The organism is Streptococcus mitis (assembly GCF_003942695.1).
GTDB lineage: Bacteria > Bacillota > Bacilli > Lactobacillales > Streptococcaceae > Streptococcus > Streptococcus mitis_BD.
The window spans coordinates 35,189-58,185 of record NZ_RJNU01000011.1 but is presented as its reverse complement, the minus strand read 5'-3'; the positions used below and the strand labels follow the sequence as shown (position 1 = coordinate 58,185).

19 protein-coding genes, 1 tRNA gene and 1 pseudogene are annotated in these 22,997 nt (G+C 40.7%); all 21 read left to right on the top strand.

Annotated elements, in window-relative coordinates:
• The first annotated feature begins 78 nt into the window (after nucleotides 1-78).
• The 21 genes and pseudogenes from D8852_RS08350 to D8852_RS08250 all read left to right on the top strand — a co-directional run bounded on the left by D8852_RS08350 (nucleotide 79) and on the right by D8852_RS08250 (nucleotide 22,934).
• Entirely contained in the window at nucleotides 79-711 is a 633-nt protein-coding gene (locus tag D8852_RS08350; RefSeq protein WP_125425777.1) for a copper homeostasis protein CutC, read from the top strand.
• A 43-nt stretch (nucleotides 712-754) separates the two neighbouring features.
• Nucleotides 755-1,411, top strand: a complete 657-nt coding sequence (locus tag D8852_RS08345; RefSeq protein ID WP_125425775.1) for an MmcQ/YjbR family DNA-binding protein — start codon at nucleotides 755-757, stop codon at nucleotides 1,409-1,411.
• 315 nt (nucleotides 1,412-1,726) lie between these two features.
• Nucleotides 1,727-3,289, top strand: coding sequence for a 2-isopropylmalate synthase (locus D8852_RS08340; RefSeq protein ID WP_125425773.1), 1,563 nt, complete (start codon nucleotides 1,727-1,729; stop codon nucleotides 3,287-3,289).
• A gap of 11 nt (nucleotides 3,290-3,300) precedes the next feature.
• Nucleotides 3,301-4,338, top strand: coding sequence for a 3-isopropylmalate dehydrogenase (leuB, locus tag D8852_RS08335; RefSeq protein WP_125425771.1), 1,038 nt, complete (start codon nucleotides 3,301-3,303; stop codon nucleotides 4,336-4,338).
• Nucleotides 4,335-4,604, top strand: a complete 270-nt coding sequence (locus D8852_RS08330) for a DUF1294 domain-containing protein (RefSeq protein WP_125425769.1) — start codon at nucleotides 4,335-4,337, stop codon at nucleotides 4,602-4,604. The genes leuB and D8852_RS08330 overlap by 4 nt, the downstream gene beginning before the upstream one ends.
• A 3-nt stretch (nucleotides 4,605-4,607) precedes the next feature.
• Nucleotides 4,608-5,990, top strand: a complete 1,383-nt coding sequence (gene leuC, locus D8852_RS08325; RefSeq protein ID WP_125425767.1) for a 3-isopropylmalate dehydratase large subunit — start codon at nucleotides 4,608-4,610, stop codon at nucleotides 5,988-5,990.
• A 9-nt stretch (nucleotides 5,991-5,999) separates the two neighbouring features.
• The gene (leuD, locus tag D8852_RS08320) at nucleotides 6,000-6,593 is read left to right on the top strand and encodes a 3-isopropylmalate dehydratase small subunit (RefSeq protein ID WP_125425765.1); all 594 of its coding nucleotides are present in this window, start codon (nucleotides 6,000-6,002) and stop codon (nucleotides 6,591-6,593) included.
• A gap of 25 nt (nucleotides 6,594-6,618) precedes the next feature.
• Complete coding sequence (locus tag D8852_RS08315; RefSeq protein ID WP_125425763.1) at nucleotides 6,619-7,398, top strand: L-threonylcarbamoyladenylate synthase; 780 nt, start codon at nucleotides 6,619-6,621, stop codon at nucleotides 7,396-7,398.
• Nucleotides 7,399-8,116: 718 nt separating this feature from the next.
• On the top strand, nucleotides 8,117-9,433 hold the full coding sequence (locus D8852_RS08310; protein WP_125425761.1) for an SPFH domain-containing protein: 1,317 nt from the start codon (nucleotides 8,117-8,119) through the stop codon (nucleotides 9,431-9,433).
• A gap of 48 nt (nucleotides 9,434-9,481) precedes the next feature.
• Nucleotides 9,482-10,567: a hypothetical protein gene (locus D8852_RS08305; protein WP_125425759.1), complete on the top strand. Its 1,086-nt coding sequence runs from the start codon at nucleotides 9,482-9,484 to the stop codon at nucleotides 10,565-10,567.
• A 10-nt stretch (nucleotides 10,568-10,577) separates the two neighbouring features.
• On the top strand, nucleotides 10,578-11,738 hold the full coding sequence (locus D8852_RS08300) for a TPM domain-containing protein (protein ID WP_125425757.1): 1,161 nt from the start codon (nucleotides 10,578-10,580) through the stop codon (nucleotides 11,736-11,738).
• Nucleotides 11,739-11,803: 65 nt separating this feature from the next.
• Entirely contained in the window at nucleotides 11,804-12,526 is a 723-nt protein-coding gene (locus tag D8852_RS08295) for a hypothetical protein (RefSeq protein WP_125425755.1), read from the top strand.
• A 277-nt stretch (nucleotides 12,527-12,803) separates the two neighbouring features.
• Nucleotides 12,804-13,790 carry a GMP reductase gene (locus D8852_RS08290; protein ID WP_000931191.1) on the top strand — a complete coding sequence of 329 codons (987 nt, stop codon included), beginning with the start codon at nucleotides 12,804-12,806 and terminating at the stop codon, nucleotides 13,788-13,790.
• 67 nt (nucleotides 13,791-13,857) lie between these two features.
• A tRNA-Arg gene (locus D8852_RS08285) sits at nucleotides 13,858-13,929 on the top strand.
• A gap of 172 nt (nucleotides 13,930-14,101) precedes the next feature.
• Nucleotides 14,102-14,800: a ribonuclease III gene (rnc, locus tag D8852_RS08280; protein ID WP_000661464.1), complete on the top strand. Its 699-nt coding sequence runs from the start codon at nucleotides 14,102-14,104 to the stop codon at nucleotides 14,798-14,800.
• Nucleotides 14,791-18,330, top strand: a complete 3,540-nt coding sequence (smc, locus tag D8852_RS08275) for a chromosome segregation protein SMC (protein WP_125425753.1) — start codon at nucleotides 14,791-14,793, stop codon at nucleotides 18,328-18,330. Before rnc ends, smc begins: the two co-directional genes overlap by 10 nt.
• A 143-nt stretch (nucleotides 18,331-18,473) precedes the next feature.
• Complete coding sequence (locus D8852_RS08270) at nucleotides 18,474-19,400, top strand: bifunctional riboflavin kinase/FAD synthetase (RefSeq protein WP_125425751.1); 927 nt, start codon at nucleotides 18,474-18,476, stop codon at nucleotides 19,398-19,400.
• A gap of 147 nt (nucleotides 19,401-19,547) precedes the next feature.
• Nucleotides 19,548-21,041: pseudogene (locus tag D8852_RS08265) on the top strand (type I restriction-modification system subunit M).
• A 12-nt stretch (nucleotides 21,042-21,053) separates the two neighbouring features.
• Nucleotides 21,054-22,205, top strand: coding sequence for a restriction endonuclease subunit S (locus D8852_RS08260; protein ID WP_125425749.1), 1,152 nt, complete (start codon nucleotides 21,054-21,056; stop codon nucleotides 22,203-22,205).
• Between the two features lie 82 nt (nucleotides 22,206-22,287).
• Nucleotides 22,288-22,524 carry an AbrB family transcriptional regulator gene (locus D8852_RS08255; RefSeq protein WP_000260600.1) on the top strand — a complete coding sequence of 79 codons (237 nt, stop codon included), beginning with the start codon at nucleotides 22,288-22,290 and terminating at the stop codon, nucleotides 22,522-22,524.
• The gene (locus tag D8852_RS08250; RefSeq protein ID WP_000219498.1) at nucleotides 22,521-22,934 is read left to right on the top strand and encodes a type II toxin-antitoxin system death-on-curing family toxin; all 414 of its coding nucleotides are present in this window, start codon (nucleotides 22,521-22,523) and stop codon (nucleotides 22,932-22,934) included. Before D8852_RS08255 ends, D8852_RS08250 begins: the two co-directional genes overlap by 4 nt.
• Nucleotides 22,935-22,997: the final 63 nt, after the last annotated feature.

The following is a 22,997-nucleotide window of genomic DNA, read 5'->3' as shown; positions in this document are numbered from 1 at the left end:
ATTTGCCTTGATAAAAATGAAAGCATATTTAAAATAATATGATATAATAAATTTAAAGAAAACATCAAGGAGAATCAAATGATTTACGAATTTTGTGCTGAAAATGTGACCCTGCTTGAAAAAGCGATGCAGGCTGGAGCTCGTCGAATCGAACTTTGTGACAATCTAGCAGTTGGTGGGACAACACCAAGCTATGGAGTGACTAAGGCAGCTGTTGAACTGGCAGCTAACTATGATAGCACCATTATGACCATGATTCGTCCCCGTGGTGGCGACTTTGTCTATACTGATCTTGAAATAGCGATTATGCTAGAAGACATTCGTTTGACTGCGCAGGCTGGAAGTCAAGGAGTAGTTTTTGGGGCATTAACTGCTGATAAGAAGTTGGATAAGGTTAATCTTGAGAAGCTGATTGCCGCATCTAAAGGAATGGAAATTGTCTTTCACATGGCCTTTGATGAATTAAGCGATGAAGACCAGTTAGAAGCCATTGACTGGCTCAGCCAAGCCGGTGTCACTCGTATCTTAACTCGTGCTGGTGTGTCTGGAGACTCGCTAGACAAACGTTTTGCTCATTATCACAGAATTTTGGAACATGCAAAAGGTAAAATTGAAATCTTGCCAGGTGGTGGGATTGACTTGGACAACCGTCAAACCTTTATCGACCAGCTGGGTGTGACACAATTACATGGAACTAAGGTTGTCTTTTAAAAAATAGAAAGGAACTGCTAGCTTTTGGTAGCAGTTTTCACTTATGTTTGAAATTTTTAAATCCTATCAGTTTAATAAAGAAAAAGCCCATGCCTATGGTTTTGTAGAAAATGGGGAAGTCTGGACTTATAGTTGCCAGATTTTGCAGTGTGACTTTGTCATGACGGTGTCCATCACTGCTGATGATGTGAATTTTCAGATCTTTGATCAAGAGACGGGTGACCTCTACCCTCAAGTCCATATGGAAAGTATGCGGGGAAGTTTTGTCGGAAGTGTTCGTGAGGCTTGTTTGGAGATTCTCTACCAGATTCGGGAGGCTTGCTTTGATGTACAGGATTTTATCTGTCCTCAGACTAAGCGTATCATGCCTCAAGTTCAGGAAAAGTATGGTAATCAGTTGGAGTATCTGTGGGAAAAGTCGCCTGATACAGCTGTATTGCGTCATGAAGGAAATCAAAAGTGGTATGCTGTTATGATGAGAATCCCATGGGATAAACTGGAAAAGGGTAGAGAAGGGCTAGTCGAAGCAGTTAATATCAAACACGATCAAGTAGCTGACTTGCTTTCACAAAAGGGAATTTACCCAGCCTTTCATATGAACAAACGCTACTGGCTTAGTCTGGCGCTTGATGATAGTTTGCAAGATGAAGAAGTGATAGAACTCATCGAAAGAAGTTGGGAATTGACTGTGAAAAAATAAGGAAATTCGCTTGAGTTTTCAAATACTTTCAATTAACAAAATATTCTTTACTGAAGAAATTTTCAGAAAATAATGGATTTTTTCTTGACAAGTGTTTTTAGCTATGCTAAAATACTAAACAAGATATCAAACGAAGGAGAAAGTCAAACATGAAGACAGCTAAGTTTAATCAATTTGCTTTGTTGTTGAGGTACTCGGGCTAGTGCAAAAGCATTAGTCCTGTTTGGCTTACCAAGCGGGAGTAAATCAACATCTCGCTTGGGTTTCTGAGCGAGATGTTTTTTTTAAAACCACATTTGAAAAAGGGGAAATCTTATGCGAACAGTTGAATTTTTTGATACAAGTCTTCGTGATGGGGAACAAACACCTGGTGTTAACTTCTCAATAAAGGAAAAAGTTTCCATTGCAAGACAGTTGGAGAAATGGGGAGTTTCTGTAATTGAAGCTGGTTTTCCGGCTGCTAGTCCAGATTCATTTATAGCCGTTCAAGAAATTGCTAAAGCCATGAAAAAAACAGCAGTGACAGGATTAGCTCGTTCTGTAAAATCTGATATTGATGCTTGTTATGAGGCGCTTAAGGATGCCAAGTATCCACAGATTCATGTCTTTATCGCTACCAGTCCGATTCACCGCAAGTATAAGCTCAATAAGAGCAAGGAAGAGATTTTAGAAGCTATTAAGGAGCATGTTTCTTATGCCCGTTCTAAGTTTGAAATCGTCGAATTCTCTCCTGAAGATGCGACTAGAACAGAGTTGGATTTCCTATTACAAGTCGTTCAAACAGCGGTCGATGCAGGTGCATCTTATATCAATATCCCTGACACAGTTGGCTTTACGACTCCAGAAGAGTTTGCACGTATCTTTGATCACTTGACTGAAAATATTAAATCAGATCATAAAGTTGTCTTTGGTGTCCACTGTCACGATGATCTCGGTATGGCAACTGCAAATACTTTGACAGCAATTAAACATGGTGCTGGACGTGTCCAGGGAACTATTAATGGTATCGGTGAACGCGCAGGTAATGTTGCTCTTGAAGAAGTAGCTGTTGCTTTGAAGATTCGTGAGGATTTCTTCCAAGCAACTAGTGATATTGTTTTGGATGAAACAATGAATACGTCAGAAATGGTTTCTCGCTTCTCTGGTATTCCAGTTCCTAAAAACAAGGCTGTCGTTGGTGGCAATGCCTTCTCTCACGAATCTGGTATTCACCAAGATGGAGTCCTTAAAAATCCTCTCACTTATGAGATTATCACACCTGAATTGGTCGGTGTTAAAAGTAATAGTCTTCCGCTCGGAAAATTGTCAGGTCGTCATGCCTTTGTTGAAAAACTAAGAGAACTGGCCCTAGATTTTACAGAAGAGGATATCAAACCACTCTTCGCTAAGTTCAAGGCACTAGCGGACAAGAAACAAGAAATCACAGATGCAGATATTCGTGCTCTGGTAGCTGGAACCATGGTTGAAAACCCAGAAGGCTTCCACTTTGATGATTTACAACTTCAAACTCATGCAGATAATGATATTGAAGCGCTCGTTAGCCTAGCTAATATGGATGGTGAAAAAGTCGAGTTCAATGCAACAGGGCAAGGTTCCGTTGAAGCGATCTTTAACGCTATCGATAAGTTCTTTAACCAATCTGTCCGCTTGGTGTCCTACACTATTGACGCGGTAACGGATGGAATTGATGCTCAAGCTCGGGTCTTGGTTACTGTTGAAAACAGAGATACAGAAACCATCTTTAACGCAGCAGGTCTTGATTTTGATGTATTGAAGGCTTCGGCTATTGCCTATATCAATGCCAATGCCTTTGTTCAAAAAGAGAATGCAGGTGAGATGGGGCGTAGTATTTCCTACCGAGACATGCCTAGTGTGTAAAGGAGAAGGCTATGACAAAGAAAATAGTAGCACTAGCAGGGGATGGAATCGGTCCAGAAATCATGGAAGCTGGTTTAGCAGTTCTGGAAGCTCTAGCTTCAAAAACAGGTTTTGACTATGAGATAGACAGACGCCCCTTTGGAGGTGCAGGTATTGATGCTGCGGGGCATCCCTTACCTGATGAAACCCTCAAGGCATGTAGAGAAGCAGATGCTATTCTCCTTGCGGCTATCGGTAGTCCCCAGTATGATGGGGCGGCGATTCGGCCTGAACAAGGCTTGCTAGCTCTTCGTAAGGAACTCAATCTCTATGCCAATATTCGGCCTGTAAAAATCTTTGATAGTCTCAAGCATTTATCACCACTTAAACCAGAACGAATTGCTGGTGTAGACTTTGTCGTGGTGCGTGAGTTGACAGGTGGTATTTACTTTGGGGATCATATCCTTGAAGAGCGAAAAGCGCGTGATATCAACGACTACATCTATGAGGAAGTGGAGCGGATTATTCGTAAGGCCTTTGAAATCGCAAGAAGTCGGAGAAAAATCGTTACTAGTATCGATAAGCAAAATGTTCTAGCGACTTCAAAACTCTGGCGGAAAGTTGCTGAGGAGGTTGCGCAGGATTTCCCAGATGTGACCTTGGAGCACCAGTTGGTGGACTCAGCTGCCATGCTTCTGATTACCAATCCTGCTAAGTTTGATATCATCGTGACAGAGAATCTTTTCGGAGATATCTTATCTGATGAATCAAGCGTTCTATCAGGCACCCTGGGTGTTATGCCATCAGCCAGTCATTCTGAAAAGGGGCCAAGCCTCTACGAACCCATTCATGGTTCGGCACCTGATATTGCAGCTCAAGGAATTGCCAATCCTATCTCTATGATTTTGTCAGTTGCCATGATGTTGAGAGATAGCTTTGGATGTTATGAGGATGCAGAGCGTATCGAGCGTGCTGTTGAAGCTAGTTTAGTGGCTGGCATTTTAACAAGAGATATTGGAGGACAGGCTTCTACTAAGGAAATGACGGAAGCTATCATTGAAAGATTATGAAGATAAATGAAGGAATCACGCTTGCCCTCTTGATTTGGAATTTGCTGATTTTCTTGATTTATGGCATTGACAAATCCAAGGCAAGGAGAGGTGCTTGGCGCATCCCAGAGAAAATCTTACTTATTTTAGCCTTTACTTGTGGTGGTTTTGGAGCTTGGTTAGCAGGAATCACCTTTCACCACAAGACTAGAAAATGGTATTTTAAAACTGTTTGTTTTCTCGGGATGGTGATCACACTAGTAGCCTTATATTTTATTTGGAGGTAATGGATGGCAGGAAAATCGATTTTTGATAAATTATGGGACCGCCATGTCATCACAGGAGAAGAGGGGCAGCCTCAACTCATGTATGTGGACCAGCACTATATTCATGAAGTGACTAGTCCCCAAGCTTTTCAAGGATTACGAGATGCGGGGCGCAGATTGAGACGGCCAGACTTGACATTTGGAACCTTTGACCACAATGTACCAACGGTTAATATCTACGATATTCGAGATGTCATTTCCAAGGCGCAAATTGATAAGCTGGCTGAAAATGTTGAGGAATTTGGGATTGAACATGCGGCTCATGGTTCTGAAAAGCAGGGAATCGTTCACATGGTAGGTCCAGAAACAGGACGGACCCAACCAGGGAAATTTATCGTCTGTGGGGATAGCCATACAGCTACTCACGGAGCTTTCGGAGCTATCGCCTTTGGGATTGGGACCAGTGAGGTTGAGCATGTCTTTGCGACCCAGACCCTCTGGCAGGTCAAACCCAAGAAAATGTTGGTGGAATTCACTGGAGTTCCTCAAAAAGGAGTTTATTCTAAGGATTACATTCTCGCCCTGATTGCCAAGTACGGCGTTGCCTGTGGTGTAGGATATGTGGTGGAATATCGTGGGCAAGCGATTGATGCTTTGACTATGGAAGAGAGAATGACTATCTGCAATATGTCCATCGAGTTTGGTTCTAAGATGGGAATCATGAATCCAGATCAGACTACCTATGACTATCTCAAGGGACGGGAATGCGTTCCAGAGGACTTTGAGGAGGCAGTTTCCGACTGGAAGACGCTTGTAAGCGATAGTGATGCCGTTTATGATAAGGTTATCCAGATGGATGTCTCTGGCTTGGCTCCTATGGTGACCTGGGGAACCAATCCTGCTATGGGTGTTGACTTTGACAGTAGTTTCCCAGAAATTAAGGATATGAACGATGAACGTGCTTATCATTACATGGACTTGGAGCCTGGTCAAAAGCCAGCGGATATTGAGCTAGGCTATATCTTTATCGGGTCTTGTACCAATGCTCGGCTCAGTGACTTGCAACTGGCTGCGCGGTTTGTCAAAGGGAAGAAAATAGCTCCTAACTTAACTGCTATCGTGGTTCCAGGCTCTCGTCCTGTGAAACGAGCTGCTGAGAAGTTGGGCTTGGATAAGGTCTTCTTAGATGCTGGCTTTGAGTGGAGAGACCCAGGTTGCTCTATGTGCCTAGGGATGAATCCTGACAAGGTCCCTGATGGGGTTCACTGTGCCTCAACCAGTAACCGCAACTTTGAAGACAGACAAGGATTTGGCGCTAAGACCCATCTCTGTAGTCCAGCCATGGCAGCGGCGGCGGCTATCGCAGGGCGCTTCGTAGATGTTCGGCAAATGCCAGAGGCCCAGTAAGGAGAGGATATGGAGAAATTTACAGTTTATACGGGAACGATCGTTCCTCTCATGAATGATAACATCGACACCGACCAAATACTTCCCAAGCAGTTTCTCAAGTTGATTGATAAAAAAGGCTTTGGTAAGTATCTCATGTATGCTTGGCGTTATCTAGACGACAAGTATACTAAGGACCCAGACTTTGTCTTTAACCGACCTGAATATCGTAAAGCCAGTATCCTCATTTCAGGGGATAACTTTGGGGCGGGGTCTTCGAGGGAACACGCAGCTTGGGCTCTAGCCGACTATGGTTTTAAGGTTGTGATTGCAGGATCTTTTGGGGACATTCATTACAATAATGAACTCAATAATGGCATGTTGCCTATTGTTCAGCCCAGAGAGGTTAGAGAGAAACTAGCCGAACTTAAACCGACCGACCAGGTAACTGTGGACTTGGAACAACAAAAAATCATCTCACCAGTTGGAGAATTCACTTTCGAAATCGATAGCGAGTGGAAACACAAACTTTTAAATGGTTTGGATGATATCGGAATTACTTTGCAGTATGAAGATTTGATTGCTGCCTATGAAAAACAACGACCAGCCTACTGGCAGGATTAGAAAAAATAGAAAAGGAAATAGAACTATGACAAAACACATTCAATGGAACGGAACACTTTCACAAGAAGGCTATGACATTTTAAAAGGTGAGGGCGGATGTATCGTTTGCCCTACAAAAGTTGGTTACATTATCATGACTAGCGATAAGGCAGGACTTGAACGCAAATTTGAAGCCAAAGAACGTAACCGTAACAAACCAGGAGTTGTTCTCTGCGGTAGCATGGACGAGCTCCGCGCTTTAGCACAACTCAACCCAGAAATTGAAGCCTTCTACCAAAAACATTGGGATGAAGATATTCTCCTTGGTTGTATCCTTCCTTGGAAACCAGAAGCTTTTGAAAAACTCAAAGCATACGGTGATGGCCGTGAAGAACTCATGACTGACGTTCGTGGTACTAGCTGTTTTGTCATCAAATTTGGTAAAGCTGGTGAACAGTTGGCTGCTAAACTGTGGGAAGAAGGTAAAATGGTCTATGCCTCATCAGCCAACCCATCTGGAAAAGGAAACCGTGGTAAGGTAGAAGGAATCGGAGAACGAATCGAAGGAGCAGTGGACCTTGTCATCGAGGCAGACGACTACGTGGCATCCATCCAACCTGACAAAACAATCGAAACTCGCTACGAGCAAGGTGTGATGGTCTCTATGGTCGATAAAGACGGCAAACTCATCCCAGAACAAGGAGGAGCACGTTCAACATCACCAGCACCAGTTGTGATTCGTAAAGGGCTTGATATTGATAAAATCATGATGCACCTGTCAAATACCTTTAATTCATGGGACTATCGTCAGGGTGAATATTATTAAGCTGGGTAGATCCTAAACGGCTATCCTTTTACATGTTTTTATATATAGTGATTTCTGAGAATTAATTAGACATAACGAAAATAATCGTCTAAAAATTTTAAAAATTCAGTATAGAACATGCAAAATCCTAGAAAAAAAGGTAAAATAAAGATAGAAATTGATAACGGTTACATTTTAAAGTGAGTTTGAAGTAAGGTGGTTTATTAGTGGGATTTATCATTAGAAGACCCTGATTTACACAGATCACCATTTGCTTAATGTAACTCATAATATATAAAGACTAAGTGGCATTTGAGTGCTTAAAAGTCCAAGATACTGTTTAAGAGGTTTTACGAGTAGTTTGTCTACTGAAAACAAACTGATAGAGCCTCACCATCATCATATAAATATTAGAATTATCCATTTAACGTCGTTCTTTCGCTTTCTACACTCTCCTTGTTAGCTTTACTGAGAGTTGTAGCTGATGACAGCTAGAATTATACTGTAAGTGGCTCATTTAGACTCCCTTCGCATGTTTTGCTACTTGCAGTCGGGGTTTAAGTGGGCTTTTTTGAGTTATAATTGATTAGTTGTCAACAATATTTTTAATAGTTGATATGCCTAGAATTGCTCATACCAGTAATCACAATGAATGGGAGGTGGAAAAGATTATTTAAATAGAAAGGCGGTAGGCAAGTGAGTTATTAATGGCTCGATGACAAAAGAAAAGAGGGGCATTATGGGACTTATTAGAGCAGGTGCAGGAGCTGTAGGTGGTTTATTAGCCGATCAATGGAAAGAATTTTTCTATTGTGAGTCTATGGACAAATCTGTCATGGTTGTCAAGGGGCAAAAGCGGGTCTCTGGTCGATCATCCAATACTAAGGGCAGTGACAATATTATTTCCAATGGTTCAGGTATTGCAGTGGCTGATGGTCAGTGTATGATGATTGTTGAGCACGGTAAGGTTGTAGAAGTTTGTGCCGAACCAGGTGAGTTCACTTATGATACCTCCAGCGAACCAAGTATTTTTACAGGAAATCTTGGAAATTCTATCAAGGATACTTTCAAACAAATTGGGAAACGTTTCACTTATGGTGGCGATACTGGCAAAGATCAGCGTGTGTATTATTTTAATACAAAAGAATTAATTGATAATAAATTCGGTACACCGAACCCAATTCCATTTCGTGTGGTAGATTCTAAGATTGGTTTAGACCTTGACGTTTCTGTTCGATGCTCAGGGGTTTATTCTTATAAGATCGTTGACCCGCTTTTGTTTTATACAAATGTTTGTGGAAATGTTGAAAGAGAGTATTTGCGTGAAGAAATTGACTCACAGTTGAAAACTGAATTTATCAGCGCCTTGCAACCTTCATTTGCTAAGTTATCTGATATGGAATTGAGACCGAATCAAATTGTCAGTCACAATACAGAATTAGAAAATGCCCTCAATGAAACTCTCTCAGAAAAATGGGGCCAGCTTCGTGGTCTAAAAGTCATTAGCATTGCACTCGGTTCTGTTACTCTCCCAGAAGAAGATGCGGACATGATCAAGCAGGCTCAACGTACTGCTATTATGAAAGATCCGACTATGGCAGCCGCAACCTTGGTTGGAGCACAGGCAGCCGCTATGAAGGCAGCCGCAAGCAATGAAGCAGGAGCTATGACTGGCTTTATGGGCTTTGGCATGGCAGCCAATGCAGGCGGTGGCATGAATGCACAAAATCTCTTTGCTATGGGACAAGAACAGGCTGTTAACCAAGCACAAACAGAAAATCAAGCACCGCCAAGCACTCCGAATGTCAATAAGTGGATCTGTCCAAATGGCCATGAGGCCATGGGGAAGTTCTGCCCAGATTGTGGCAGTCCGAAACCAGTGGACAATAGCTGGACTTGTTCATGTGCCACAGTAAATACAGGTAAATTCTGTTCAAATTGTGGCAGTCCAAAACCGATAGTTCATCAAGCAAAACATTGTAGTAACTGTGGTTGGAAAGTTCCAGATTCTGGCCAGGTACCAAAATTCTGTCCTGAATGCGGGTCAATATTTTAGGGTAAAATTGCTCTAGATTGCCTTAGTGTTGGGAGAGGAGGTGATGATATGGTTGATAATTTAGAATACAAATGTCCTTGTTGCGGTGGTGCTTTAGCCTTTGATACGAGAATCCAAAAAATGAAGTGTCCTTACTGTGACTCTGAATATGAAATGGAAAGTCTCAAGCACATGGATGAAGGTTTGGTAGAAGTACAGTCTTCTACTGAGTCAACTTCAACAACCTACTCTACTGAAGAATGGCAAGAGGATGATGAACAGCTGAACGTCTTTATTTGCAATTCCTGTGGTGGACAATTGATTGCTGATGAAAATACTGCTGCGACAACTTGCCCTTATTGTGATAATCCAGTTGTTCTCAAGGAACGTCTGGTAGGTGATTTGAAACCAGAGTTGGTTATTCCGTTTAAACTGGATAAAAAAGCTGCCAGAGAAGCGCTTAACAAGCACCTTCTCGGCAAGCGATTATTGCCAAAAATTTTTAAGGATCAGAACCATATTGATGAAGTAAAGGGTGTTTACGTGCCATTTTGGTTATTTAATACAGAAGCGGATGCAGATATTAAGTACAAAGCAACTAGGATAACGACTTGGAGTGACAAAGATTACAATTACACCCAAACTGATTTTTACTCTGTCCTTCGTTCTGGTCAGTTAGCCTTTTCTCATCTACCTGTTGACGGTTCTAAAAGTATGGACAATACCTTAATGGAATCCATTGAACCTTTTGATGTTTCAAAAGCAGTTGACTTTCAAACAGCCTATTTAGCAGGTTATTTGGCCGAGCGTTATGATGTGACGGCAGAAGAAAGTATCACCCACGCTAATAAACGGGCTAAAAGGAGTACTGAAGATAGATTTGCGGAAACAGTTAAAGGCTATACAATGGTAACTCCAGAAAGTAGCCATGTTGAGTTTAAAAATAGCAAAGCTAAGTATGTCCTTTATCCAGTCTGGTTGTTAAACACAACTTGGAATAATGAAAAGTACGTTTTTGCTATGAATGGTCAAACAGGAAAATTTGTAGGTAATCTTCCCTTGGATAAACGAGTCTACTGGCGCTATTTTATGATGATTGCAACACTTGCTTTTATTGTTTGCTATGGCATTGTTTGGTTGATTTATCTAATGTAAGGAGGAAGATATGATGAAAAAACTACTATCATTCCTTCTTGCGGTTTTTCTCGCTTTTACCTTGATTGGGATTGTGTCAGCTGACATGTCAAGTCAAACTTTAATTTATGATGAGGCCGGCCTCCTATCATCCAATGAGAAAAGCAAACTAGAAGAAGCGCAAGCTATTTACAAAGAGCATCAGTTCAAATCTTATCTGCTCATTGCTGACTCTTATGATGATGTAACTCAATATACAACGGATTTCTTCAAGAAAGGGAAGGAAGATGCTATTCTTCTGATAATAGGGAAGTCTAAAGATTATAGAACTATCTGCTACAAGGGAAAAGCAAAAGAGCTTCTGGGAGATTTTTGGGATACCTTTATTAAAGGCGTTTATCATAGTAATAGTAGTTGGTATGACGGTACCCACCGTAGTTTGACTGCTATTGCTGCTAAGTTTGGACCCCTGAAGCGTCTCGTGGATGAAGCGGATTTACTGAGTGATGCAGAAGAAAAAGATTTATTAAGTAAACTTGATGAGATTAGTGAGCGGCAGAAATGTGACCTTGTTATTGTGACTGTCAAGGATCTGGGAGGGAAGACACCAGAAGCCTTTGCAGATGATTATTTTGACTATAATGGTTATGGTCAGGGTGAGGACCATAGTGGTTTATTGTTATTGTTAAGTATGAAGGAACGGGATTGGCATATCACCACAACAGGTTATGCGATTCGAGCATTTACCGATGCAGGTTTAGAGTATATGTCTGATCGGTTCGTTCCGAAACTAAGCAACGGAGAATATGAGCAAGCATTTAGCAGTTTTGCAGAACTGAGCGATAAGTTCTTAACGCAGGCTAAGACAGATAAACCTTATGACAAAGGGAATCTTCCTAAGGAACCTTTAAGTTGGATATGGGTGCCCCTATCTCTAGGTGTAGGTCTTGTCACAGCCATTATAGTTGTTTCAAGTATGGCTAGCCAACTCAAAAGTGTGGAGCCAGATGTGGCAGCGACAAATTATATTGTAGAAAATAGTCTCACTGTCACTCAGGCAGAAGAAAAGTTTCTATATAAAACGATTGATAAGGTGGCTCGTCCCAAAGAGAGTAAATCTTCTTCTGGAGGTAGCAGTACTCATACATCTTCATCAGGAAGAACTCACGGTGGTGCAGGAGGCAAGTTTTGATTAGAATAGACGAGTGAATGAGATAGACTTTCAAATCTATTTTAGGAGAAAGGGAAGGCTTCAAAATGAAAAAATTATTTAGCTTGATATTGGCACTTCTGTTACTTATCACGCTTGGAGCTTGTGGAAAATCAGGTGGAAGAGCGGACGATGCCTTAGTGGGCAAATACGTAGCTGTTGGTGGAACGGCCATGGGAGTAACGCTCTCTGGTGATGATATGGCTGGCTTCAAACTCGAATTGATGAGTGGAGGCAAGGCAAAACTAAACGTAGAAGGAACAACTGCAGAAGGTAAATGGAAAAATGATGATAACACATTAACTCTTACTATTGAAAATACTGATATGGTTGGCAAGCTTGGTAAGGATACGATTACATTTGAAAGTATCTTGAAAGAGCTTGTCGGGACTTCAATGGATGTGAAACTTGCAAAAGAAGGAACAGATGCAGCGAAACCTGAGAACTTCTTGCCAGAAGAAGAGAAAGCTCTCTTAGGAGACTGGATAGGCGCGTCTGTAGCAGATGTAATGGATGCAGACGCATCTGGAGAAATAGCACCAGATTCCTTGAAGGCAACTTTAAAAGCAGATCATACTTCTACAATCACCTATAAAGGAGAAGTAATTGCCACTCCTAAATGGAGTTATGTGACGGGTACCATTATATTTGAAGGTAAGGTTGCTGGAAATGCGAATCTATACAGTGAACAAAAAGATGGGGTCTTTAAAATAACTTATAGCGGAGACAAGTATTATACCTTTACAATGAAATCATCTAAAGGAGATTAGAATAATAAATGGGCTAAATCAGTGCGGTGATGGTATGGAACTGTCATCGCACTTTTGGATTGGCTAAGGTAGTTATCAGCTATAATTTACGAATCTAATAATTTTTAGTGATTTTCAGAAGATTTTGATTGCGATAAAAAACGAACGTTTAAAGAAGGTTTGTTTTAAAAATTGACAAAATCTGTACTTTGGTGTAGAATTAATCAAGGAAACGTCGGAAAAGACGTAGTGATGCGAAGGCATAGGTAGGTCATTACAAAAGAAACGAGACATTGATATGTTAAATGAATTTCCAATTTTTGATTACGAAGATATTCAGTTGATCCCAAATAAATGTGTCATTAAAAGCCGTTCAGAAGCGGATACAAGTATTACGTTTGGAAAACACACTTTTAAACTACCTGTTGTGCCAGCAAATATGCAGACGATTTTGGATGAGAACGTAGCAGAGCAGCTTGCTAAGGGTGGGTACTTCTATATTATGCATCGTTTTGATGAGGCGGGGCGCATTCCTTTTATCAAACGTATGCACGATCAAGGGCTCATTGCTTCCATTTCTGTTGGTGTTAAGGACTATGAGTATGATTTTGTTAGCCAACTCAAGGCTGATGCTCCTGAGTATATCACGATTGATATTGCCCATGGTCATGCGGATAGCGTGATTTCTATGATTCAGCACATCAAGAAAGAATTACCAGATACTTTTGTCATTGCTGGGAATGTGGGAACACCAGAAGCTGTGCGTGAACTGGAAAATGCTGGTGCGGATGCTACTAAGGTCGGAATCGGTCCTGGTAAGGTCTGCATCACCAAGGTCAAGACTGGTTTTGGCACAGGTGGTTGGCAGTTGGCAGCACTTCGCTGGTGTGCTAAAGCGGCTCGCAAACCGATTATTGCTGATGGTGGGATTCGTACTCATGGCGATATTGCTAAGTCTATTCGTTTCGGCGCTAGCATGGTCATGATTGGTTCTCTTTTTGCAGGACATATCGAAAGCCCAGGGAAAACGATTGAAGTCGACGGTGAACAGTTCAAAGAATACTATGGTTCAGCTTCTCAATACCAAAAAGGGGCTTATAAAAATGTGGAAGGAAAACGCATTTTACTTCCTGCAAAAGGACATTTGCAAGACACCCTTACTGAGATGGAGCAGGATCTGCAAAGTGCCATTTCCTACGCAGGTGGACGCAAGGTTGCTGACCTCAAGCACGTTGATTATGTGATTGTGAAAAACTCTATCTGGAATGGTGATGCATCCCACTAATGGACGCATACCCCACCCATAAAAAACTTGTTATTAGAGCAAATTTCTGTTATAATAAAACAAGTTTCCACCCTTAGTGTAATGGATATCACGTAAGATTCCGGTTCTTGAGATGGGGGTTCGATTCCCTCAGGGTGGATATAAATAGTCCAAAAAAGCTTTTAAATAAGGCTTTTTTCTTTATACTGCTCCTAAAATTAAAAATTATCTACTAAAAAATGCTCAAATCCTTTCTAGTTCCGTTTTAAAGTGACTCAGGGGGCTTTTTTTGTTATAATAGAAAGGATCGTAATTATTAGAAAGAGGTCAGTATGAAAGAATTACAAACTGTACTGAAAGACCGTTTTGCAATCGAATTTGCAGATAAAAAGCTACTGGAAACTGCCTTTACTCATACGAGTTATGCCAATGAGCACCGCCTCTTAAAAATTTCACACAATGAACGCTTGGAATTTTTAGGAGACGCTGTTCTGCAATTATTGATTTCAGAATATCTGTATAAGAAATATCCTAAAAAACCAGAGGGCGATTTGTCCAAGCTCCGTGCCATGATTGTCCGTGAGGAGAGTTTGGCTGGTTTTGCGCGTGATTGCCAGTTTGATCAGTTTATCAAACTAGGAAAAGGGGAAGAAAAGTCTGGTGGTCGCAATCGTGACACCATTCTTGGTGATGCTTTTGAAGCCTTTCTGGGTGCTTTGCTTTTAGACAAGGATGTGGCTAGGGTAAAAGAGTTTATCTATCAGGTTATGATTCCCAAGGTTGAAGCAGGTGACTTTGAGATGATTAAGGATTACAAGACTCATCTGCAAGAGTTGCTCCAGGTCAATGGGGATGTGGACATTCGCTACCAGGTTATCTCTGAGACGGGACCTGCTCATGATAAGGTTTTTGATGTAGAAGTTCTGGTTGAAGGAAAGAGTATTGGAAAAGGCCAAGGGCGTTCTAAGAAGTTAGCAGAACAAGAAGCCGCAAAAAATGCCGTTGAGAAAGGGCTGGATTCATGTATTTAAAGGAAATTGAGATTCAGGGATTCAAGTCTTTTGCTGATAAGACCAAAGTCGTCTTTGACCAAGGTGTGACAGCTGTCGTTGGTCCAAATGGATCTGGAAAGTCAAATATCACGGAAAGTCTGCGATGGGCCTTGGGAGAGTCTAGTGTCAAAAGCCTTCGTGGTGGTAAGATGCCCGATGTCATTTTTGCTGGGACTGAAAGTCGGAAACCGCTCAATTATGCTTCGGTTGTCGTGACTTTGGATAATGAAGATGCCTTTATCAAGGATGCAGGACAAGAAATCAAGGTAGAGCGCCATATCTATCGTAGTGGAGATAGTGAGTATCGAATTGATGGCAAGAAAGTCCGTCTGCGTGATGTACATGACCTTTTCTTAGATACGGGTCTGGGACGTGATTCCTTCTCTATTATTTCCCAAGGGAAGGTTGAGGAGATTTTTAATTCCAAGCCTGAAGAACGTCGAGCTATTTTTGAAGAAGCTGCTGGAGTTTTAAAGTACAAGACTCGTAGAAAAGAAACAGAAAGCAAACTACAGCAAACTCAAGACAATCTAGACCGTTTAGAGGATATTATCTATGAGTTGGACAATCAAATCAAGCCTCTTGCAAAACAAGCCGAGAACGCTCGTAAGTTTCTCGACTTGGATGGTCAACGTAAGGCTATTTACTTGGATGTACTGGTTGCCCAAATCAAGGAAAACAAGGCTGAACTTGAGCTGACAGAAGAAGAACTAACGCAGGTTCAGGAACTCTTGACCAGTTATTACCAAAAGCGTGAAGAGTTAGAAGAGGAAAATCAAAGTCTTAAAAAGAAACGCCAAGATCTCCAAACTGAAATGGCCAAGGATCAAGGAAGCTTAATGGATTTGACTAGTTTGATCAGTGACTTAGAGCGAAAACTAGCCCTATCCAAACTGGAATCCGAGCAAGTAGCCCTCAATCAACAAGAAGCACAAACCCGTTTGGCGACTTTGGAAGATAAGAGAAAGGCTCTAAGTAAGGAAAAGGTTGAAAAAGAAGAGAATCTGGAACAGTTAGAGGAAAGTCTAGCTGAGAACAACAAGGAACTCAATCGCCTAGAAGCAGAGTTGTTAGCATTTTCAGATGATCCTGACCAAATGATCGAGCTCCTGCGTGAACGTTTTGTGGCGCTCTTACAAGAAGAAGCGGATGTCTCAAACCAGTTGACACGAATAGAGAATGAACTGGAGAACAGCCGTCAGCTGTCTCAAAAACAAGCAGATCAACTTGAGAAATTGAAAGAGCAACTGGCTACAGCTAAAGAGAAAGCAAGTCAGCAAAAGACTGAGCTTGAAACTGCCAAGGAGCAGGTTCAGAAATTATTGGCAGACTACCAAGCTAATGCCAAGGAGCAAGAGGAACAGAAAGTTTCTTTCCAAGCCCAGCAGAGCCAACTCTTTGACCGTCTGGATAGTCTCAAAAACAAGCAGGCTAGAGCCCAAAGTTTAGAGAATATCCTTAGAAATCATAGTAACTTTTACGCAGGTGTTAAGAGTGTTCTTCAAGAAAAAGAGCGTCTAGGTGGGATCATTGGTGCAGTCAGTGAGCATCTGACCTTTGATGTGCATTATCAAACTGCCCTAGAAATTGCGCTTGGAGCCAGCAGTCAGCATATCATTGTAGAAGATGAGAAAGCGGCAACCAAGGCTATTGATTTTCTCAAGCGCAACAGAGCTGGTCGTGCGACCTTCCTTCCTTTGACAACGATTAAGGCGCGTACAATATCTAGTCAGAATCAAGATGCTATTGCAGCAAGTCCAGGATTTCTGGGCATGGCAGATGAGTTGGTGTCGTTTGATAAGAGATTAGAAGCCATTTTTAAGAACTTGCTAGCCACGACAGCAATTTTTGATACTGTAGAACATGCGCGTGCAGCAGCTCGTCAAGTTCGCTATCAGGTTCGCATGGTGACACTTGATGGTACCGAATTGCGCACAGGTGGTTCCTACGCGGGTGGTGCCAATCGTCAAAATAACAGTATTTTCATCAAGCCAGAACTAGAGCAATTACAAAAAGAAATTGCTGAAGAAGAAACTAGTCTGCGTTCTGAAGAGGCAAGCTTGAAGACCTTGCAAGATGAGATGGCGGTATTGACAGAAAGATTAGAATCCATCAAATCTCAGGGTGAGCAAGCTCGTATTCAGGAGCAAGGCTTGTACCTTGCTTATCAACAAACCAACCAGCAAGTGGAAGAGTTAGAAACTCTTTGGAAACTTCAAGAAGAGGAATTAAATCGTCTTTCTCTCGGAGATTGGCAAGCGGACAAGGAAAAATGCCAAGAGCGTCTTGCTACCATTGCCAGTGAAAAGCGAAATCTGGAAGCTGAGATTGAAGAGATTAAGTCTAACAAAAACGCCATTCAAGAACGTTATCAAAACTTGCAGGAACAGATTTCTCAAGCGCGCTTGCTTAAGTCCGAACTGCAAGGACAAAAGCGGTACGAAGTGACTGATATTGAACGCTTAGGAAAGGAACTGGATAGTCTGGATATCGAACAAGAGGAGATTCAGCGTCTCCTCCAAGAAAAGGTTGATAATCTCGAGAAAGTTGATACGGATTTGCTAAGTCAGCAAGAGGAAGAGGCCAAAACTCAGAAAACAAATCTCCAACAAGGTCTGATTCGCAAGCAGTTTGAGTTGGATGATATAGAGGGTCAACTGGATGATATTGCCAGTCATTTGGATCAGGCTCGTCAGCAGAATGAGGAGTGGATTCGCAAACAAACACGTGCTGAAGCTAAGAAGGAAAAAGTCAGCGAACGCTTGCGCCATCTACAAGCTCAATTAACAGACCAGTACCAGATCAGCTACACAGAGGCGCTAGAAAAGGCTCATGAACTGGAAAATCTCAATCTGGCAGAGCAAGAGGTTAAGGATTTAGAGAAGGCGATTCGTTCGCTGGGTCCTGTCAATTTGGATGCTATTGAACAGTACGAAGAAGTCCACAATCGTTTGGATTTCCTAAATAGCCAACGTGATGATATTTTGTCTGCGAAAAACTTGCTTCTTGAGACCATCACGGAGATGAATGATGAGGTTAAGGAACGCTTCAAATCAACCTTTGAGGCTATTCGTGAGTCCTTTAAAGTGACCTTTAGACAGATGTTTGGCGGTGGTCGGGCAGACTTGATATTGACTGAGGGCGATCTTTTAACAGCTGGTGTGGAGATTTCTGTCCAACCACCAGGTAAGAAAATCCAATCTCTCAACCTCATGAGTGGTGGTGAGAAAGCCCTATCAGCTTTGGCTTTGCTCTTCTCAATTATCCGAGTTAAGACCATTCCTTTCGTCATCTTGGACGAGGTAGAGGCGGCGCTGGACGAAGCCAATGTCAAACGTTTTGGGGATTACCTCAACCGCTTTGACAAGGATAGTCAGTTCATCGTCGTAACCCACCGTAAGGGGACGATGGCGGCAGCGGACTCTATCTATGGAGTTACCATGCAAGAATCAGGTGTCTCCAAGATTGTTTCGGTTAAGTTAAAAGATTTAGAAGAAACAATAGACTAGTTACCAAATGATAGCATCTCATAGGAGGTGCTATTTTTTAAAACTAAAATGTTAAATTTTCTCTTAAGGTCAGTTCAGGCGCAAAAAACGACATTTGGGATTTCCTCTTAGCGAAAAGACTTGCTCTATGATATAATAGTTTCATGATTACAACAGTACCTATTAAGAACGAAAAAGATATTGCAGTACCGGGTAAAACAGTCCTTGTACTAGGTTATTTTGATGGCATCCACAAGGGGCATCAGAAACTTTTTGAAGTGGCCAGCAAGGCTTCAATGAAGGATTATCTGCCAGTTGTCGTGATGACCTTTACAGAGTCGCCAAAACTTGCCTTGCAACCTTACCAACCTGAGCTCATGCTCCATATCGTCAATCACGAGGAACGTGAGCACAAGATGAAGTGGCATGGAGTAGAGGCTCTCTTCTTACTTGACTTTAGTAGCAAATTTGCTAGTTTAACGGGTCAAGAATTCTTTGATACCTATATCAAGGCTTTAAAACCAGCTATCATTGTGGCAGGATTTGACTATACCTTTGGCTCTGATAAGAAAACTGCAGATGACCTGAAGGACTATTTTGATGGAGAGATCATCATTGTTCCTCCGGTCGAGGACGAAAAGGGCAAGATTAGTTCCACACGGATTCGTCAGGCTATTCTTGATGGAGATATAAAGGAAGTCAATCATCTGCTCGGCACTCCGCTCCCATCTCGTGGGATGGTCGTTCATGGAAATGCTCGTGGGCGTACTATCGGTTATCCAACAGCCAATCTGGTTCTAAGAGATCGAACTTACATGCCAGCAGATGGTGTCTATGTAGTCGATGTAGAAGTACAACGTCAGAGATATCGTGGCATGGCAAGTGTGGGGAAAAATGTCACCTTTGATGGCGAAGAACCACGTTTTGAAGTCAATATTTTTGACTTTTCAGATGACATTTACGGTGAGACCATCATTGTTTACTGGCTGGACCGTGTCCGTGATATGGTCAAATTTGACTCCGTAGAGGAACTGGTAGACCAACTCCAGAAAGACGAAGAGATTGCTCGGAACTGGAAGGATGAAGAGTAAAAAAGTTTAAAAAAGTGAACTATATTTTGTGTTTGCTTTTTTATTTTTGAAAGAAATTTTTATAGCGAGAAACATAATTGAAGCTTGATTGAAAATCTGTTAAAATAGTGATATTCATAACTTTAAAAACCAAAGAAAAGAGACTATATGATTACAGGCGAATTAAAAAGTAAAATCGATCAGCTGTGGGAAATGCTGTGGACTGAAGGAAATGCAAATCCTCTAACAAATATTGAACAATTGACCTATCTTCTGTTTATGAAGGATCTGGATAGTGTCGAACTTGGACGCGAAAGCGATGCTGAGTTTTTAGGGATTTCTTATGAGGGAATTTTTCCAAAAGACAAACCTGAATACCGTTGGTCAACCTTTAAAAATATAGGAGATGCTCAGGAAGTCTATCGTTTAATGACCCAGGAGATTTTTCCATTTATGAAGAATCTTAAGGGTGATACTGACGATACAGCTTTTTCACGTTATATGCGAGAAGCTATCTTTCAAATTAATAAACCTGCTACGCTCCAAAAGGTGATTTCTATATTAGATGAATTTCCAACTAGAGGGTCAGATATAGATTTTTATAATGACACACAGGGAATTAATGATATTGGCGACATCTATGAATATCTGCTATCAAAATTGTCAACCGCAGGTAAAAATGGACAATTCCGTACACCTCGTCACATCATCGATATGATGGTTGAGTTGATGCAACCAACTATCAAGGATATTATCTCAGATCCTGCTATGGGGTCTGCTGGTTTCTTAGTATCTGCTAGCCGCTACCTAAAGCGTAAAAAAGATGAATGGGAAACCAATCCAGATAATATCAACCATTTTCATAACAATATGTTTCATGGAAATGATACGGATACAACCATGCTTAGACTTGGTGCAATGAATATGATGCTGCATGGAGTGGAAAATCCACAAATTAGTTATCTTGACTCACTATCTCAAGATAATGAAGAAGCAGATAAATACACTTTAGTTCTAGCAAATCCTCCATTTAAGGGATCGCTTGACTACGATTCAACTTCAAATGATCTTCTTGCGACTGTAAAAACCAAAAAAACAGAATTGCTTTTCCTTGCTCTTTTCTTGCGTACATTGAAACCAGGGGGACGTGCAGCAGTTATTGTACCTGACGGTGTCCTCTTTGGTTCTTCTAAAGCCCATAAAGGAATTCGTCAGGAAATTGTAGAGAATCATAAATTGGATGCTGTAATATCAATGCCAAGTGGCGTTTTCAAACCTTATGCTTGAGTTTCAACTGCCATTCTCATCTTTACAAAAACTGGAAATGGTGGAACGGATAAGGTCTGGTTTTACGATATGAAAGCAGATGGTTTAAGTTTGGATGATAAACGACAACCGATCAGTGATAATGATATTCCAGATATTATTCAACGTTTCCATCAACTTGACAACGAAGCAGAACGTAAGAGAACGGACCAGTCTTTCTTTGTTCCAGTCGATGAGATAAAGGATAATGATTATGATTTATCGATCAATAAATACAAAGAAATTGAGTATGAAAAAGTTGAGTATGAACCAACAGAAGTCATCTTAAAGAAAATTAATGATCTAGAAAAAGAAATTCAAGCTGGCTTGGCAGAGTTAGAAGAATTACTCAAGTAGGGAGATGGATGTATGAAAAAAGTGAAGTTGGGGGAAGTTTGTGAGATATTAAATGGATTTGCCTTCAAGAGTTTGCTATATGTTAATGAAGGCATTCGTATTATAAGAATTACTAATGTTCAAAAAGGATACATCGAAGATAGTGATCCCAAATACTATCCAATTGAATATACAAATTCAATCGAGAAGTATATTTTAAAAGAAAATGATTTGCTTATGTCTTTAACAGGAAATGTTGGAAGAGTAGGATTAATAAGTAAAACAATGCTTCCTGCTGCGTTAAATCAACGGGTTGCCTGTTTAAGAACTATTGATAGTTTAATTTCCAAAGAATATGTATTTCAATTTCTTAATTCAGATCTGTTTGAGCAGTCAGCAATAAGAAGTTCTAATGGTGTTGCTCAAAAAAATTTAAGTACAGACTGGTTAAAAAAAGTAGAGATTGCTTATCCTTCAGTTGAGCAACAAGAGTTGATTACCAGTACGTTAAATTTGATTGAACGATTAATTTGCTGTCGTAAAGAACAAAATAAAAAATTGAACGAGCTCGTCAAATCCCGATTTAACGAGATGTTTGGGGATCCTGTTTTGAATGATATGGGGTGGGAGATTGAAACACTAGATAAAGTTGGAACGATTGGTAGAGGTGTTTCTAAGTATAGACCACGTAACGCTTCGGAATTATTTGGAGGAATCTATCCGTTTATACAGACAGGAGATGTAGCTAATTCAGGAAACTATATTGTAGATTATCATTCTACATATTCTGAGTTTGGTCTTAAACAAAGTAAATTGTGGGATAAAGGAACATTATGTATAACTATCGCAGCTAATATAGCTAAAACAAGTATATTGGCTTTTGATTCATGTTTTCCAGATAGCATTGTTGGCTTTATTCCGGGAGAAAGAACCAATAATATGTTTATTCATTATTGGTTTAGTTACTTTCAAAAGATGCTAGAAAGTCAAGCTCCAGAATCAGCTCAAAAGAATATAAATTTAAAAATATTAAGTGAACTAAAAGTAATCCTCCCCCCTCTAGCCCTCCAAAACGAATTCGCGGACTTTGTGGCTCAGGTCGACAAATCACAATTGGCAATTCAAAAATCTCTGGAAGAATTGGAAACCTTGAAAAAATCACTTATGCAGGAGCATTTCGGTTAAGATTCGAGATGAAATAGCAGTTTTACACTATCATTGTAATTACCATAATTATTTGTTATAATACTTCAAAGGAGGAAATCAGATGGTCGTAAAAACAAGAAAACAAGGAAATTCAATCACCATTACGATTCCAAGCGAGTTCAATATTCCAAGTGGTGTTAAATACGAAGCGAAATTGTTACCAAGCGGTGAAATTATCTTTACTCCTGAAGAATTGGATCATCAGGTCTCTTATGTTTCTGATGATGCCTTTAACTTAAAATTGGATACAATTTTTGATGAATACGACGATGTTTTCAAAGCTTTGGTGGAAAAATGACAGTCTATCTAACAGAAAAGCAAATTGAAAAAATCAATGCTTTAGTAATTCAACGGTATTCTCCAAAGGAGCAAATTCAAACAGTTAGTCCTTCAGCGTTAAATATGATTGTGAACTTACCAGAACAATTTGTTTTTGGCAAACCTCTTTATCCAACAATTTTTGATAAAGCAACAATATTATTTGTCCAATTGATAAAGAAGCATGTTTTTGCCAATGCCAATAAACGAACGGCCTTCTTTGTTTTGGTGAAGTTTTTACAATTAAATGGTTATCACTTTACTGTTTCCGTGGAAGAAGCGGTTGATATGTGCGTGACTATAGCGGTAGAAGCTTTAACTGATGAAAAAATGATAAGCTACTCTAAATGGATTTCTGAACATTCTATCAGAGAAAAGGTCAAAAAGTGAGATAGTATGCTGGATTGAAATGAGCATAAGAAAATAAATGAACAGGCAATATTAGAATTCTGT